16 protein-coding genes and 1 pseudogene are annotated in these 14,967 nt (G+C 37.9%); 11 read left to right on the forward strand and 6 right to left on the reverse strand.

Annotated features, from left to right (window positions below; translation table 11 throughout):
- Position 1 precedes the first annotated feature (1 nt).
- Positions 2–1,273 (forward strand): dihydrolipoamide acetyltransferase family protein, encoded by a 1,272-nt coding sequence (locus ACFO3P_RS17465; RefSeq protein ID WP_042535268.1) that lies wholly within the window; start codon positions 2–4, stop codon positions 1,271–1,273.
- Positions 1,274–1,276: 3 nt separating this feature from the next.
- Positions 1,277–2,683 (forward strand): dihydrolipoyl dehydrogenase, encoded by a 1,407-nt coding sequence (gene lpdA / locus ACFO3P_RS17470; RefSeq protein WP_042535266.1) that lies wholly within the window; start codon positions 1,277–1,279, stop codon positions 2,681–2,683.
- A 343-nt stretch (positions 2,684–3,026) separates the two neighbouring features.
- On the opposite strand, the gene ACFO3P_RS17475 is transcribed toward lpdA, so the two are convergent.
- Both ACFO3P_RS17475 and ACFO3P_RS17480 read right to left on the reverse strand, forming a co-directional pair.
- Positions 3,027–3,407 (reverse strand): hypothetical protein, encoded by a 381-nt coding sequence (locus ACFO3P_RS17475; protein WP_042535264.1) that lies wholly within the window; start codon positions 3,405–3,407, stop codon positions 3,027–3,029.
- Positions 3,408–3,689: 282 nt separating this feature from the next.
- Positions 3,690–5,324 carry a BCCT family transporter gene (locus ACFO3P_RS17480; protein ID WP_374705733.1) on the reverse strand — a complete coding sequence of 545 codons (1,635 nt, stop codon included), beginning with the start codon at positions 5,322–5,324 and terminating at the stop codon, positions 3,690–3,692.
- Positions 5,325–6,087: 763 nt separating this feature from the next.
- Between ACFO3P_RS17480 and ACFO3P_RS17485 the strand changes: the two genes are divergently transcribed.
- From ACFO3P_RS17485 to ACFO3P_RS17495, 3 genes are read left to right on the forward strand one after another with little or no spacing between them, the layout of a single operon-like run.
- Complete coding sequence (locus ACFO3P_RS17485) at positions 6,088–6,978, forward strand: polysaccharide deacetylase family protein (protein WP_042535260.1); 891 nt, start codon at positions 6,088–6,090, stop codon at positions 6,976–6,978.
- A 20-nt stretch (positions 6,979–6,998) separates the two neighbouring features.
- Entirely contained in the window at positions 6,999–7,961 is a 963-nt protein-coding gene (locus ACFO3P_RS17490; protein ID WP_042535258.1) for an NAD(P)H-dependent flavin oxidoreductase, read from the forward strand.
- 2 nt (positions 7,962–7,963) lie between these two features.
- Positions 7,964–8,233: a UPF0223 family protein gene (locus tag ACFO3P_RS17495; RefSeq protein WP_042535256.1), complete on the forward strand. Its 270-nt coding sequence runs from the start codon at positions 7,964–7,966 to the stop codon at positions 8,231–8,233.
- Positions 8,234–8,273: 40 nt separating this feature from the next.
- On the opposite strand, the gene ACFO3P_RS17500 is transcribed toward ACFO3P_RS17495, so the two are convergent.
- Positions 8,274–8,897 carry a YktB family protein gene (locus tag ACFO3P_RS17500; protein ID WP_244882408.1) on the reverse strand — a complete coding sequence of 208 codons (624 nt, stop codon included), beginning with the start codon at positions 8,895–8,897 and terminating at the stop codon, positions 8,274–8,276.
- 304 nt (positions 8,898–9,201) lie between these two features.
- Between ACFO3P_RS17500 and ACFO3P_RS17505 the strand changes: the two genes are divergently transcribed.
- The 3 genes and pseudogenes from ACFO3P_RS17505 (at position 9,202) to ACFO3P_RS17515 (ending at position 11,845) form a co-directional block, all read left to right on the forward strand.
- Positions 9,202–9,390 carry a hypothetical protein gene (locus ACFO3P_RS17505; protein ID WP_256704879.1) on the forward strand — a complete coding sequence of 63 codons (189 nt, stop codon included), beginning with the start codon at positions 9,202–9,204 and terminating at the stop codon, positions 9,388–9,390.
- 232 nt (positions 9,391–9,622) lie between these two features.
- Positions 9,623–10,821: pseudogene (gene tnpB / locus ACFO3P_RS17510) on the forward strand (IS200/IS605 family element RNA-guided endonuclease TnpB).
- Between the two features lie 217 nt (positions 10,822–11,038).
- Positions 11,039–11,845 (forward strand): inositol monophosphatase family protein, encoded by an 807-nt coding sequence (locus ACFO3P_RS17515; RefSeq protein WP_289584879.1) that lies wholly within the window; start codon positions 11,039–11,041, stop codon positions 11,843–11,845.
- Here the strand turns inward: ACFO3P_RS17515 and ACFO3P_RS17520 are convergent, their stop codons facing one another.
- The gene (locus tag ACFO3P_RS17520) at positions 11,846–12,019 is read right to left on the reverse strand and encodes a DUF5325 family protein (RefSeq protein WP_175297073.1); all 174 of its coding nucleotides are present in this window, start codon (positions 12,017–12,019) and stop codon (positions 11,846–11,848) included. It lies immediately after the preceding gene.
- A 172-nt stretch (positions 12,020–12,191) separates the two neighbouring features.
- On the opposite strand from ACFO3P_RS17520, the gene ACFO3P_RS17525 reads away from it, so the two are divergent.
- Entirely contained in the window at positions 12,192–12,500 is a 309-nt protein-coding gene (locus tag ACFO3P_RS17525) for a YlaH-like family protein (RefSeq protein WP_042535249.1), read from the forward strand.
- 129 nt (positions 12,501–12,629) lie between these two features.
- Here ACFO3P_RS17525 and ACFO3P_RS17530 read toward each other — a convergent pair whose 3' ends face one another.
- Positions 12,630–12,833 (reverse strand): YlaI family protein, encoded by a 204-nt coding sequence (locus ACFO3P_RS17530; protein ID WP_042535247.1) that lies wholly within the window; start codon positions 12,831–12,833, stop codon positions 12,630–12,632.
- A 399-nt stretch (positions 12,834–13,232) separates the two neighbouring features.
- On the opposite strand from ACFO3P_RS17530, the gene ACFO3P_RS17535 reads away from it, so the two are divergent.
- On the forward strand, positions 13,233–13,514 hold the full coding sequence (locus ACFO3P_RS17535; RefSeq protein WP_256704877.1) for a hypothetical protein: 282 nt from the start codon (positions 13,233–13,235) through the stop codon (positions 13,512–13,514).
- A 54-nt stretch (positions 13,515–13,568) separates the two neighbouring features.
- Here the strand turns inward: ACFO3P_RS17535 and ACFO3P_RS17540 are convergent, their stop codons facing one another.
- Positions 13,569–14,015 carry a hypothetical protein gene (locus tag ACFO3P_RS17540; protein ID WP_256704876.1) on the reverse strand — a complete coding sequence of 149 codons (447 nt, stop codon included), beginning with the start codon at positions 14,013–14,015 and terminating at the stop codon, positions 13,569–13,571.
- Positions 14,016–14,305: 290 nt separating this feature from the next.
- On the opposite strand from ACFO3P_RS17540, the gene ACFO3P_RS17545 reads away from it, so the two are divergent.
- A complete protein-coding gene (locus ACFO3P_RS17545; protein ID WP_042535242.1) occupies positions 14,306–14,587 on the forward strand; it encodes an Fpa/YlaN family protein in 282 nt (93 codons plus the stop codon).
- Positions 14,588–14,967: the final 380 nt, after the last annotated feature.

Genomic DNA, 14,967 nt, shown 5'->3' on the forward strand with positions numbered 1-14,967 from the left:
CATGGCATTTAATTTTAAATTACCAGATATCGGTGAAGGAATTCACGAAGGCGAGCTCGTTAAATGGTTCGTTAAAGAAGGCGACGAAGTAAAAGAAGACGATGTGCTTTGTGAAATTCAAAATGATAAATCTGTCGTTGAGATTCCATCTCAGGTAGACGGAACAGTTACAAAAATCCATGTGGCAGAAGGTGAAGTTGCAGTTGTAGGTGATACGTTAATTTCATTTGATGCAGAAGGATACGATGATGAAGAAGAGGAAGATACTAAATCAGACGATGCTTCTTCGGAATCAAAAGAAGAAAAAGCGGAAGAAAATGCGGATCAAGCGTCTGACGACAATGCATCTGAATCAGATGACAAGCGTGTTATCGCAATGCCATCTGTTCGTAAATTCGCACGTGAAAATGATGTGAATATTAAAGATGTACAAGGATCCGGCAAAAACGGACGTATTACAAAAGAAGACGTAGAAAGCTTCTTAAGCGGAGATCAGCCTGAGGCTTCTTCTGAATCTGCAGAACCGGCAACTTCTGAAGATACACAAGCAGCTGCTGCTCCACAAGGACAGTATCCGGAAACACGCGAGAAAATGACAGCAATGCGTAAAGCAATTGCTAAATCAATGGTTAACTCTAAATCAAAAGCTCCACACGTTACGTTAATGGACGAAGTGGATGTTACAGAATTAGTAGCTCACCGTAAGAAATTCAAAGCAGTTGCAGCAGAACAGGAAATCAAGTTAACGTACATGCCATATGTCGTTAAAGCATTGGTATCTGCGTCTAAGAAATTCCCAATCCTTAACTCTTACATTGATGATGCAACGGATGAAATTGTAGAAAAACATTACTACAATGTCGGAATTGCTGCAGACACAGATCGCGGACTTTTAGTGCCGGTTGTGAAAGATGCAGATAAAAAATCTATCTTCCAGATTTCTGATGAAATCAATGAATTGGCAGTTAAAGCGAGAGATGGTAAACTGAAACCAGACGAAATGAAAGGTGCTTCCAATACGATTTCCAATATTGGTTCAGCTGGCGGTCAGTGGTTCACTCCAGTATTAAACTATCCAGAGGCAGCTATTCTCGGAATTGGTCGTATTGCTGAAAAACCTGTCGTTCGTGATGGTGAAATCGTAGTGGCTCCAGTTCTTGCTGTATCCCTAAGCTTTGATCATCGTATCGTTGATGGTGCAACTGCTCAAAATGCATTGAACCAAATCAAACGTTTATTGAATGACCCACAATTAATTATGATGGAGGCGTAAGTCATGGTAGTAGGAGATTTCCCGGTAGAAGTAGACACACTTGTCGTTGGTGCTGGTCCAGGAGGCTATGTTGCAGCAATTCGTGCAGCACAGCTGGGACAAAAGGTTACAATTGTTGACAAAGGTGAATTAGGCGGCGTTTGTTTAAACGTTGGATGTATTCCTTCTAAAGCACTTATTGAAGCAGGACACAAATATCAGAATGCAAAAGGCTCTGATGATTTAGGTATTACAACAGAAAACGTAAGTCTTGACTTCTCTAAAGTACAAGATTGGAAAGCATCTGTTGTAAACAAACTTACTTCTGGTGTTCAAGGACTGTTAAAAGGAAATAAAGTGGATATTGTAAAAGGGGAAGCTTACTTCGTAGATGAGCATACGGTAAAAGTTGCCGGCGAAAAAGACTCTCAAACTTACAAATTTAACAACTGTATTCTTGGTACTGGTTCTTCACCAATTGAAATCCCTTCTTTCAAATTCTCTGAAAGAGTATTGGATTCTACAGGAGCATTGGCTCTAACTGAAGTTCCTGAAAAATTAGTTGTTATCGGTTCTGGTTATGTTGGAACTGAGCTTGGTACAGCTTATGCAAACTTCGGCACAGAAGTAACGTTCTTAGAAGGTGCTAAAGATATTCTTGGCGGCTTTGAAAAACAAATGACACAAGTTGTTAAAAAAACGCTGGATAAAAAAGGTGCTAAAATTGTTACAGAAGCAATGGCTAAAGGCGCAGAAGAAACAAAAGATGGTGTAAAAGTGACTTATGAAGCAAATGGCAAAGAAGAAGTCATTGAAGCTGATTACGTACTTGTTACAGTAGGACGCCGTCCAAACACAGAAGAACTTGGCTTAGAACAAATTGGTGTTGAAAAAGATGACAGAGGCTTGATTAAAGTGGATAATCAAGGAAGAACTTCTGTAAGCAACATCTTTGCAATCGGCGATATCGTTCCTGGTCCGGCTCTTGCTCATAAAGCATCTTATGAAGCTAAAATTGCCGCAGAAGCAATCAGCGGTGAAAAAGCAGCTATTGACTACAACGCTATTCCGGCAGTAGCATTTACGGAGCCTGAATTAGCAACAGTAGGTCTGTCTGAACAAGCTGCGAAAGATGCAGGTTATGACGTAAAAGCTGCGAAATTCCCATTTGCAGCAAATGGACGTGCATTATCGTTAAACACTTCAGAAGGCTTTGTGAAGCTGGTTACCCGCAAAGAAGATGGTCTTATCATCGGCGGTCAAATCGCTGGTCCAAATGCGAGTGACATGATTTCTGAAATCGGACTGGCTATTGAAGCTGGAATGACAGCAGAAGATATTGCATTAACTATCCATGCTCATCCAACACTAGGTGAGATTACGATGGAAGCTGCAGAAGTAGGCTTGGGTACACCAATCCACACAATGTAATATTTGTTGAAAAAAAAGGCATGCTCCGGGTATATATCCGGGCATGCCTTTTTTAAGGAATAAGAAAGCAATAAATACACTCCCTGCGGAAAGCGACTTCCTGAGACTGGGATTGCGATTACTCGCCCCATCGAAAAGAGTTTGCGATTACCCGCCTCATCAAAAAACGCCGAAGCGTACATCTCCTGGGCAAGAACACTGGTTTTTGAAGATCAGGCGGTGTCCTTGCTTTTCTTAAATATAAAAAGGGAGTCAGGCACCTGCTTTAATAATCCAAGGTGCCTGACTCCCTTTTATCATGCAATAAATCTATTCTGAAGGGTTTTACTCCTTCATGCAGAAGCTAGTAAATAATTTGATCATTTGCGCTGACAATGGATTCTAATGTCTCCATAAGATCTCCGCGTGACATATGATTTTCAATCGAGTAGATAACATCTTCATCTTTAAGTAAGTAAACACTATTATTATTTAAAGTATAATCTGACGGCAGCTCTTGATTATCCATGGTGCGTTTTTCCGGACTGGAAATTTCATCTGGATATTTTGCCTTCAAATCAACAAATGTATTCATATAACTATCATTATCTTCAGCTGGAGGAACATATATAACATGATAGTCTGTAAATTCAAATTCAATAACTTGCATGTTCTCTTCATGTTGACAGCTATTTAATATGGGAATCATAGTAAATAATAGTAGAATGATACCAAATTTCTTCATTCTATGTCACCTCTTCCCGAAAATAAAAGCAATCACTGTCACTTTTGTTTTCGCTGGATATAAATAGTTTAACAAATAAAATCCACTATTTAAGAGATGTTATAAAATAGTAACGAAAATGATATTAGAGTAACATTCTTTTGTAGCAATGTGTAATACTTTAAAAGAAAAGTAATGATAAACGTGTTTTGGTGTCGAAAACTGGGTATAAAAAAGCTCTCCTTAATTTTAAGGAGAGCTTTTCTTTAACATTATTTCATTCTTCAGCACAGTTTTTATTAGTTAAGATTCAGGTCTATTTTCTTCCTGATCAATCTCGGGAAGAGTTTTTTTGAATCCTTCTTTCATTTCTTTTATTTCTTTTTTCTGTTTTTCCCGGAACTCCGGATCATATCTGCGCTGTCTGGCTTCCAATGTTAAAATTTTATGTTCACTTTTCAATGCTTTCAAGAGAGAGTAGCACATAAAAATCATTAAAATAGCGAATGGAAATGCTGCGATTAACATAGCCATTTCAAGTGCGCTTAATCCGCCAGACCATAACAGAACGGAGGCGATAGCAGCTAAAATCAGTCCCCAAATTACTTTTATACCCATGTTAGGGTTTAACTTTCCGCCGGTTGTAAGCATACTAAGCACAAAAGTACCAGAATCGGCTGACGTAATAAAGAAACATGAAATCAAGAGAACAGCAATACCGATGACAACTGAAGCCATTGGCATGGACTCAAGGAAAGCAAATAAAGCTACTTCATTCCCTAGTTCATTCATTAATTGATGAATCATGCCACCTTGGGATGCATCCATTTCTAAACCTGCGACACCAAAAACAGAGAACCAGATGGCGCTAAATATGACAGGCACAGCAGTTACACCAATAACGAATTCACGAATTGTTCTTCCTCTAGAAACACGGGCGATAAAGGTTCCAACAAATGGTGACCAGCCAATCCACCAAGCCCAATAAAATAGTGTCCAGGAATTTAAGAATTCTCTTTCTCCAATATATGCATTTGTGCTTAATGTCATACTGGGGAGATTTTGTATATAATTTCCTAATGTAGTTGTAAAGGATTCAATCATCTGGGTAGAAGAACCAAGGATGAACACAAAGACCATTAATCCAATTGCAAGTACAACATTGGTCCAGCTCAAGTATCGAATACCCTTGTTAATGCCTGTTGTAGCAGATAACATAAATAGTGCTGTGATAATGATTATAACGATTAAATTTGTTGTAAAGTTATTTGGAATTCCTTCAAATGTAAAATTTAACCCGGCTGTAATCTGTGTTGCACCTAGACCTAGTGATGTTGCAATACCAAATACAGTTGCGAAGACAGCAAGTGTATCGATGGAAATCCCTAAAATACCTTTTGTGCGATCACCAATCAATGGTGCAAAAACAGAACTGATTAAAGCAGGAGAACGATGTCGGAATTTAAAATAAGCCAGTGCCAATGCAAGTACTGCGTATACAGACCATGGGTGGAAACCCCAATGGAATAAAGTGTACTGCATCGATTGTTCTGCTGCAGCCAATGTTTCTGGTTCAGCTGAAGGAGGTGAATAATAATGTGTTACGGGCTCTGTCACACCGTAGAATACGAGGCCTACCCCCATACCGGCAGTAAATAAAAATGCAAACCAGGTGAAATAACTATATTCTGGTTTTTCATCAGGTTTTCCTAATTTTATTCTTCCATAAGGTCCAAAAATGAGAAATAGGGCAACTAGTATAAAACCAGTAGTAACGAGCATATAAAACCAGCCAAATGTGTCTGAAATAAAACCGTCAATGATGCCTAAAACATTTTCTACATTTGCAGGGAAAAAGGTTCCCCAAATAAGAAATACAAGTATCAACGATATGGATACCCAAAAAACAGGTGTAATTGTTTTTGATTTAATAAGTATGACCTCCTTATATTATAACATTTAAGTAATGTAAGCTAAGCAGCATCACTATTTTCTTATACATTTCAATGTTCATTCATTCTGGTGACTGTCATGTTTAAAAGTTCAACTAATTGGCGTTTATTATATTTCCCTTTATAAAGAGAGATTATCCAGACATTGATAATGAAATTAAAACAATACAAAAGATTGTTGTACAAATCCAAATCACATCAATTTTTCTGTAATTATGAATTTTAACTTTTGTAACGTTAGTTAGTAATTTAGCGTGAAATGGATTATGTTAGCGTCAGAACAACTAAACTGCTGCTTTTTTCCGTTTTTAGACTGGTTTTATACCGATTTATTCCCTCTTCTTTTGTTAAATACCTATAACAGACTAACAATCCTTTAACCTTATTGTCAACCTTTTGATTTAACACCTGTACAAGCAAACGGAAGAAGTATGTATCCTGTCAAAGCTATTTATCATCTAAATTAATTTCGTCAGCAGATAATCAAGAAGGCTTTTCCCAATGGAAGTTTGTATTCATTGTTTGCTGGTATGAAATTCAAATCATTTATTCCAGTTTCATGTCGAAAGAATGTAGATAGTGACACTTTATGTATTTTGTAATTTTAGCTTATTATTTAACTACCCAATATTAAAAAAATCAAACATATTTCATTCCCTTTCTTAATAAATACTTTGGTTGCTCATTGTAAAAAATTAACTTATAATAAAATCAGAATTTTATAATGGATTATGGGGGTTCTTGATAATATGTTACGAAAAAGCGGATTTATTGTCGTATTCATTCTGTTAGTCGGTGCGATGGCGGCCTGCAGTTCGAATGATAATGAGGAGAGCAGTGCAGAACAATCTGAGGAGGAGACAGAAGCGCCAGAAGAAAATACCGAGAACCAAGAGAATAAGGATTCGGTTGAAAATGAAACAAATGAACAAGAAACGGAAGAAGAAGGCAATGAGGAGGAAAACACAGAGGACCAGGAGCCGGCTTACTACATAGACGAAGAAACAGCAGCAATTCACCCTATTGATGATGCAGACGAGAACGTAGTCCTTCTAACCATTGATGATGCACCTGATGAGTATGCTCTGGAAATGGCTGAAACATTGCAGGAAAAGGATGCGAAAGCGATATTTTTTGTGAATGGACACTTTATTGAAGATGAAGAAGGACAAGAGGCGTTGAAAACCATCCATGAAATGGGATTCCCAATCGGTAACCATACGTATTCTCATCCGGTGATCCCGGAAATTCCTGAGGATGAGCAGACAGAGGAGATCGTCAGTCTAAACGATAAAATTGAAGAAATTATTGGTGAACGTCCGCAATTCTTTCGGGCACCGCATGGCGCGAATTCAGATCATTCACGCGAAGTTGTAAAGGAAGAAGGAATGGTTTTAATGAATTGGACGTACGGTTTTGACTATTTTGAGGAATATCAGGATGCAGATAAATTAAAAGAAGCTCTTATTTCTGGCGAAGCGCCTGAAATAGATATTAATTATTCCTTGCTCCAACCGGGCGCGAACTTGCTGATGCATGATCGTGAATGGACAAATGAAGCATTAGGAGATGTTATTGACGGTCTGCGGGATCAGGGTTATGAGATAGCTGATCCAAATTTAATTGAAACATTAGAATAAGATAATGTGGAGGGGAAACCGTGTATCAAACAAGGGTTACGAAGCTGTTAAATATTAAATATCCGATTATTCAAGGGGGATTGGCATACTTGGCTTATGCTGATCTTGCTGCAGCAGTAAGTAATGCTGGCGGGCTGGGACAGGTTACTGCAATGAGCTTGTCCTCTCCAGAAAAATTGCGGGAAGAAATTCAAAAAGTAAAACAGTTAACAGACCGGCCTTTTGGGGTTAACTTTGCTATTGGGCAGCACGGCAGAAAATTTGATCACATGGTAAAGGCGGCTGTAGAGGAGCAGGTGCCAGTAGTTTCAGTAACTGGAGGAAATCCTGCCGGTGTCTTTGACCTGTTAAAAGGTCACCCTATCAAAAAATTAGTCTTGGTTGCATCTGTAAGACAGGCTGTCAAAGCGCAGGAATTAGGAGCGGATGCCGTAATGGTTGTAGGGCAAGAAGGCGGAGGTCACTTGGGCAGAAGTGATACGGGTACCATTGTTCTTACGCCGCAGGTTGCGGATGAACTTAAAATTCCCGTCATTGCATCAGGCGGTATTGTCGACGGAAGAGGCTTGATGGCAGCACTAGCTCTTGGAGCAGAAGGCATTGAAATGGGGACAAGATTTATTGCAACAAAGGAAGTTCAGGCGCATATAAATTATAAAAAAGCAATTGTATCTGCCGGTGAAGGAGATACCGTAGTTATTAAACGTTCATTAGGCACGCCGGCAAGAGCATTACGTACGCCTTTTACAGAAAATATTCTCTCGCTGGAAGAAAAGTACGGGAATAATTACGAGCAGTTAAAGGATTATATTAGTGGAGAGGTAAATCAAAAGTATATCCATTCTGGCAAGGCGTCAGATGGATTTGGATGGGCGGGCCAAGGCGTGAGCCGTATCCGGCAGATTTTAAGTGTAGAAGATGTCATGGACTCCATTATAAGGGAAGCAGACGAGATTAAAGAAAAATGGAGTAAAGAGGTGTAAAAATGAATTATACGTACCCCATGGACGAAACGTGGTCGACAAATGAAATTATTGATGTAGTCAATTTTTTCTCATTAATTGAGCAGGCATACGAGAAAAAAGTCAGACGGTCTGATCTTCTTTCTTTATATCGGCGCTTTAAAGAGATTGTTCCGTCAAAAAGTGAAGAAAAGCAATTATTTGAAGAATTTAAGCGTTCTTCTGGATACTCCAGCTACCATGTCGTGAAAAAAGCAAGAGAGTCGGAAGAAGCTTTTATTTCGATAAAATGAAAGAAATCCCCTAAACTTTATGTCGTTTAGGGGATTTCTTTTATGCATCACGGCTGTCGATTGCCAATTTGTAAAGCGGGAGCAGCTGTTCATAGGTTTCTGTTATCGTTGTAAATAGTTCTTTATCATTTTGTAAAATCGGATCATCATAGGATAGATGTCTGCCGATCAAGAACTCGGCTTTTTTTACATCGCGGAAACGTTCTATCTCTTTTTCCGTTAGCGCTTCTAAGGAAATGGCATCCTTTTTAGTGTGATCTAATGAAACAACAAATGACGCAGGAAGAGTTTTTATTTCTTCAAAATGATCTAAATAGCTCGCTGCAATTTTTGATTTGTTCGGTAATTCATAAATAAGTGCCAGCCAAATGAATAAATGATCATCAAATAATCCGACTTGAAAGTGAGGGTGCTTTTTATAGCCCCTTTTGTTATCTGCAATTGCCAGCCATGTATCATTCGGCGGATTTACACTTCTGCGAGCGTGTCGGGCAATATGTAAATAAAGCTCCTGGTCTATTTTCTCAGACAAATAGGAAACAAGTTCTTCTCCGATAGCTTGAAATTTTGGCTGTATTCTATTCTGGATAGCTTCCATACGCTCATCTAATCCATCAATTGTAAATGTTTGAAAATCTTCTTTTGTAAAATGACGTAATTCCACAAATACCATCCTTTCCTTTGGTGTATATACCTTTTTAATATAAATTATTATTCTTTATCTGTAATAAGAAGTCAAGCGAGAGCAGAAGACGTTAAAAGAGGACGATTAAAAAGCAATTGTTTTTGCCCGGGAGAAATGTTTAATACTTCAAAAAGAGGGTATAGTGAGGTAAGAATAAGATTGATTTTTTAGTTTTTAGTGAACAATTTATCTCGTGAATCATAATATATAGCACATACATGAAACGAAAAGAAATGATAGGCTCTCAGGTGAAATGTGAATTTCCTTATAAAGGAGTGATAGGATGAAATATGTTATGGAAGCTCTCCGTCGAAAAGAAGCAGAAGAACGTCTCCCTGTCATCAAATTAGAAATTGATTATGAATTGGCTACGTTATATGATGCGATGCAGGAGAAAGACACTGTACAAATTATCAAATCTAAAGAGAGGCTGAAGCAGCTCAGTGAGCAGTGGATAAGCCTTATCGATTAAATAATATTAGAATACCCTAATATATAGCCGCTTTCTTTATCAAAAAAAGGAGAGAAAACTCCCTCTTCAAGCGCGTAGAGATAAGGGGGAGATGAATCTCCTAAGCACAAAAGATTGATTTGGAGTGTCACAACTGTTCAACATCGAATCGAACAAACATTCCGAGTTCGTCCTTCTTCTACTATAATAGACAGGAGGAGGTTAGAAGCTATGAAAATAACAAAAGCATTTCATCTATCCGAACAAAAAACAAATCACCTTCATCCATAAGACAATCGGCTGCTCCCGTTTTGTCTACAACTATTTTACAGGAAAACAAAAAGAAAAAGACCACTATTGGCATACGGTGAATGAAATGGTACAAACGGACAGCTTCTTCAAAATAATTGGAAGGGCGAATTTTTCAATAAAAATAAGGCAATCAAAGCGGTCCCAGAATTGAAGAAAACTTATCCCTTCCTCAAAGAAGTTGATAGCATTGCCCTTCAAAAAGCCGTTGAAAACGTGAACGATTCCTATACACGTTATTACAAGAAACAGAACAAGGCTCTCATTTTAAATCGAAGAAGAACCCTATTCAATCGTATACAACCAAATATGTCAATGGAAACATTGCTGTATTGGATAAACATATCAAACTGCCTAAGCTCGGATTGGTTCGTTTTGCCAAAAGTCGGGAGGTGGAAGGGCGTATTATGAGTGCAACGATCCGGCGCAATCCTTCAGGCAAGTACTTTGTGTCGATTGTAGTTGAAACGGAAATTGGACACGATGAAAAAACAGGTTCCTCTATAGGCATCGATGTCGGATTAACCGATTTTGCTACCCTTTCCGATGGGACGGAGTATGAAAATCCAAGGTTTTTCCAGACATTAGAAAAGAAGCTGGCAAAAGCGCAGGTGATTCTTTCAAGGCGACAGGTGGGCTCGGCGAATTGGCAGAAACAAAAACGAAAAGTAGCCCGGCTTCACGAAAAAATTGCTAATAAAAGAAAAGACATGGTGGATAAGATCTCCACCGATAAGGAGACAAGCTAAAACCGCCGCGTCCTGCGGCAACGCTTGCATGACCAACAACCTGTTGGCCTAAACCACAATATCATCGGGATAGAAGATTTGTTTATGAAAAACATGTTAAAGAATCAAAATCTTGCGAAAGCGATTAGCAAATGTATCCTGGTCAACGTTCCGAACGATGCTGGAATATAAAGCGGCCTGTTATGGAATGCAGGTTGTTGTAGTTGCGAAAAACTATCCATCCAGTCAGTTATGTTCTCATTGTGGACACCAAAACAAAGGAGTTAAAAACCTTGCTTTGCGTGCATGGACGTGTGATATCTGTCAATACCATCATCAAAGAGATAGGAACGCAAGCAGGAATCTTCGTAAGGAAGCATTGCGATTAACCGCAGGGACTGCGGGGCTAGTCTAATCCATAACTGACCGATAGGTTGGTGTTCTTAGGAATCTCTCACTTCAAGCACCTTGAAGGTTGGTAAGTGGGGGTAGTTCAAAAGAAAGAGCATATTAGGGTTGTTTATTGAATATTTCCATCCTCAATTATTCCTTTGTAGTAAGTTTAGGATTGGTTTAATAAAGAGGAGTCTGATAAAATAAGCTTACATGTAGTTTTTGGAGGCGATATATAAATGAATCAGCAACAAAGACAGAAAATTTATGAAACAGCAAAACGTTGGATATATGAGGCAGGGGCCGAAATTCGAGAGCATATGAATGATCCACTGGATATTGAAACAAAATCTAATCCGAATGATTTAGTAACGGCACTGGATAAACAAACGGAAAAATTCTTTGTAGACCGGATTCATCAAGCTTATCCAGAGCATCACATTATTGGCGAGGAAGGCTTCGGGGACACATTGTCTAGTGTCGACGGGACTATATGGATTATTGATCCGATTGACGGAACAATGAACTTTGTCCACCAAAAACGCTCATTTGCAATATCTATTGGTATTCTACATAATGGCATAGGTGAGATTGGTTTTGTTTATGATGTGATGGGTGATCAGCTTTACCATGCTAAGCGCGGTGAAGGTGCCTTTAAAAATGAAACCCGATTAGAACCATTGGATAAAAAGAAAAAATTGGAAGAATCTATTATCGGCATGAACCATTTTTGGTTATGTGAGAATCGTGTGGTAGCTTATCCAGTTATGCAAAAATTTGTGCGTACGGTAAGAGGTACACGGACAATTGGATCGGCAGCATTAGAATTAGCGAGTGTAGCTGAAGGGGTTCAAGATGCTTATCTTGCTTTAAGTCTGGCACCATGGGACGTTGCCGGCGGAATTATATTGAATCAGGAAGTTGGCGGTGTTGCCGGAGATGTAGACGGAAACCCTTGGAACCCGCTGGAAAGAGCACCGGCTGTCGTGGCTAATCCTGCAATCCATGATTCCATTATAGGATTTTTAAAGGAAGGAAGGAAATAATCATCCCTTCCTTTTTTTCTTTCTGGACATTGCAAATCCGAATACAGAAAATGCTAGGATAATACATAAAATGATGGCCCATACATTTCGGAAAGCAATAGCCAAGCCCACTAAAATAAATAACAGAACAACTAGAAATGCTAATAATAGCATGGAAATATCAATTTTCTTCATTTTTAACCGCCTTTACTATTTGTCCACAAACCAGTATAAAGGATAATAACGAGAACTTCAAAAAACAGACATATAATTTTTCATTTTTCTCTAGTCATATGAAAGCACTTTTAGTATGATTAAGGAAGCGTGTAAATGTGTATCTTCTATTAGATAAGGTGGCATGTAAGTTATGGTATTTGATTATGTCTTTGAATTGAATGGAACCGACAATATTTTCTGGATTTTTTATGTAATGAATCTAATTCTTTCAGCAATAGCTTACCAGCTGGGCTTTGCAAAAAAGCTCCCGATTGCAAAAAATATCATTGTATACATACTATTAATGGTTGGAACATTTGTTATAACTATCTTCTCCACGGTAATGAGAATGCCTACAATAGAATGCTTGATAATTATCATATTAGTGTTGGGTATATACCGTTTTCGTCTGCATCGAGAGAGAAAAAATCGCAGCGATGTACAAGAGGATAATGCATAAGCAAAAAAAGTATGAGAAGCCGTCCGTTTTTAAATCGGAGAAAGTTATTAGGAAAAAGTGGATATCACTAAAAAAGCAGAGAGTCGATAATCGGCTTCTCTGCTTTTTAATGGAATAAAAAAATACAGGTTATAGGAAATCATCTACTTTCTTTTCTTCTTGATAAAAGCGAAATTTTCCTGTTGCCAGTCTTTTTTTTGTATTTTCTTCAATGCGGTCATAGCAAGTAGTACATAAATGAATATTTTTTCTGCGATTGCGCAATCTTTTCGCATGTGGTGAATTATTTTCTATTTCTTCCACTTTATCGCATATGGTGCATTTAACCTGCATGTTTCCACCTCAATTCGGTAATAAGAGTAAAACAAATTCTTTAGAAAGTGCCTGTTCAAAAAGTATGATGAAAAAGACCGGCCAGCTATGAATGCGATGTTCCAGATTTGGGATTACGTACTTCATCGAAGCGTTCTGGCGCAATTCCGGCACTAGACTACCGCTGCGCATTGCCGTGTCATTTTTATTGGACTTTTTGAGCATTCTCTTATATAACACACTATAAGTATAGCATATTTTATAGAGCTAATTAAATAATCAAAGTTTGAAAAGGTGAGAAGTGGGAATGATAACAATAAAGAAGTACCTGATTTTCAGCAATCCTATTTTGCCTGAGGAAGCAGGGGAAAGGGATTTCTTAAGTAAAATGAAGTTTCAATTTATGGAAAGGATGATAACATGAAAAAAAGATATGTGGTATCAGCATTAGGAGCAGTCGGAGCGGGTGTTGCCGGTGTATTATTGACAGATAGAAAGAAACGAAAAAAAATAAAATCATCGCTGGGAACTTTAAGGGTATTTGAAAACGCCGGAAAACCTGATGAATTTGCGGAAGAAGAATTGGACCAATTGGAAAATGCTAAAATGGTTTCCGAGGGGTCGCAATTTGGAGTACAGTACTATAATGAAAAAAAGGCTGAAATGAATCAGCTGTCAAAAGAAGAAAATGAAAAAAGATAATAGAAAGTCCGCCCGCTGCTTATTTTATAGACAGCGGGCGGACTTTGTTAATGATTAATGAATATGAATTTCTTTAATATACTTAATTGGATTATCCTGATTAGAGCCATCTTTATAATAAAAGTGAACGGGACCATCTTCACGAAGCGGCTTTCCTTCTAAGGAAAAAAGCAAATAACCATTCTTAGCGTCTTCTAAAGCTATTTTTTCGTTTTCTCCATTGCTTTTAATAAATTCAACTTTCGCAGCGTCTGCTTTTGGTTCTGCATTATTCAGAAAATCATGCAATGGGATAACATAGCTGTTTTTTAAATACGCTTCCCCTTCCATCTTCGAGATACTCCGGTTTACAGGCGGTTTTTGAAAGTTTGAAGTAAATGTTTCTTGTTCTTCTGGTTCCGTAAAAGCATTTTCTAATTCCACTTTTCTATCATCAAAAATCCATACAGTTGGATCAAGTGTGATAGGATAGCCGACATTTCCTTTAATCATTACGATCATATTATTTTATCCCCCTACGTATATACATACATGCAGTGCAAATCAAGATAGGGAAGCGTTTGCTTCACAAATGCAGTTTGCACGTACTTCCAACTATTAGAATAGCAAAGATTAGGAGTACTTTCATCTATTTTAATTCAGAAAGCTGCAACATCTGCCTGCCCTTGATTTTAACAAAAAAAGGAATAAAAAGCGTATTTTTAACATTATACTTAAGTTATGTTTGCATTTTTGTGCTTGTAGCGATAATATTATATAAAGAATGTTAAAATGCGGAGGGGATTATATTGATGCCTGATGTAACGATTAATCACCGTGAAAAAGCCCACGCTCTTTTGAAAGCTGATGCTGATAAGATACTTCGTTTAATCGAGGTTCAGATAGAAAATTTGACGATGCCACAATGTCCTGTATATGAAGATGTACTGGATACGCAGATGTTTGGCTTATCTAGAGAAATTGATTTTGCAGTTCGTCTGGAATTGATTACAGAAGAAGAAGGACGAAATTTATTGGGAAACCTGGAGAAAAAGCTTAATATATTACATGAGGCTTCACAACGTACATTGTGAGTATATTTGCCGCTGCTGGGACAGTACCATAATAAAACTTTGCCAATTTAACAAACGGCAAGGTTTTTTTATAAGTTGGAGGATAACAATTGTCAGTGTGCATTGATTCTTATTCAGGAGTAGTCACGGCTGAATTTGAGCTTTGAATCCAAAAAAGTTCGGCAACAGCTTTCACTTTTTAGGCAGGATACATCGAAAGATGGCGGCTTTTAATGTGTATGCCCATGTTACCCTTACTATAATTGATAGAAAAATACATGAAGGCTGGCTGAATCTTAAATTAGGAAAGAAAAGATGAAGACGTTTCAAAAATGAAAATGAAATAATTACATATGTAACAAAAGGAAGCTGAAGAATGGTTGGAATACTAAAAAATGCGT

The sequence above is a fragment of the Oceanobacillus aidingensis genome (assembly GCF_042654105.1).
In the GTDB taxonomy this organism is placed as follows: domain Bacteria; phylum Bacillota; class Bacilli; order Bacillales; family Amphibacillaceae; genus Oceanobacillus; species Oceanobacillus oncorhynchi.

Coding starts and splice junctions, on each gene's coding strand:
- ACFO3P_RS17545 (WP_042535242.1), top strand. CDS start 14,306: ATGCCTGATGTAACGATTAATCACCGTGAAAAAGCCCACGCTCTTTTG.
- ACFO3P_RS17530 (WP_042535247.1), bottom strand. CDS start 12,833: ATGCAGGTTAAATGCACCATATGCGATAAAGTGGAAGAAATAGAAAAT.
- ACFO3P_RS17465 (WP_042535268.1), top strand. CDS start 2: ATGGCATTTAATTTTAAATTACCAGATATCGGTGAAGGAATTCACGAA.
- ACFO3P_RS17525 (WP_042535249.1), top strand. CDS start 12,192: ATGGTATTTGATTATGTCTTTGAATTGAATGGAACCGACAATATTTTC.
- ACFO3P_RS17540 (WP_256704876.1), bottom strand. CDS start 14,015: ATGATCGTAATGATTAAAGGAAATGTCGGCTATCCTATCACACTTGAT.
- ACFO3P_RS17505 (WP_256704879.1), top strand. CDS start 9,202: ATGAAATATGTTATGGAAGCTCTCCGTCGAAAAGAAGCAGAAGAACGT.
- ACFO3P_RS17520 (WP_175297073.1), bottom strand. CDS start 12,019: ATGAAGAAAATTGATATTTCCATGCTATTATTAGCATTTCTAGTTGTT.
- ACFO3P_RS17495 (WP_042535256.1), top strand. CDS start 7,964: ATGAATTATACGTACCCCATGGACGAAACGTGGTCGACAAATGAAATT.
- lpdA (WP_042535266.1), top strand. CDS start 1,277: ATGGTAGTAGGAGATTTCCCGGTAGAAGTAGACACACTTGTCGTTGGT.
- ACFO3P_RS17485 (WP_042535260.1), top strand. CDS start 6,088: ATGTTACGAAAAAGCGGATTTATTGTCGTATTCATTCTGTTAGTCGGT.
- ACFO3P_RS17515 (WP_289584879.1), top strand. CDS start 11,039: ATGAATCAGCAACAAAGACAGAAAATTTATGAAACAGCAAAACGTTGG.
- ACFO3P_RS17535 (WP_256704877.1), top strand. CDS start 13,233: ATGAAAAAAAGATATGTGGTATCAGCATTAGGAGCAGTCGGAGCGGGT.
- ACFO3P_RS17475 (WP_042535264.1), bottom strand. CDS start 3,407: ATGAAGAAATTTGGTATCATTCTACTATTATTTACTATGATTCCCATA.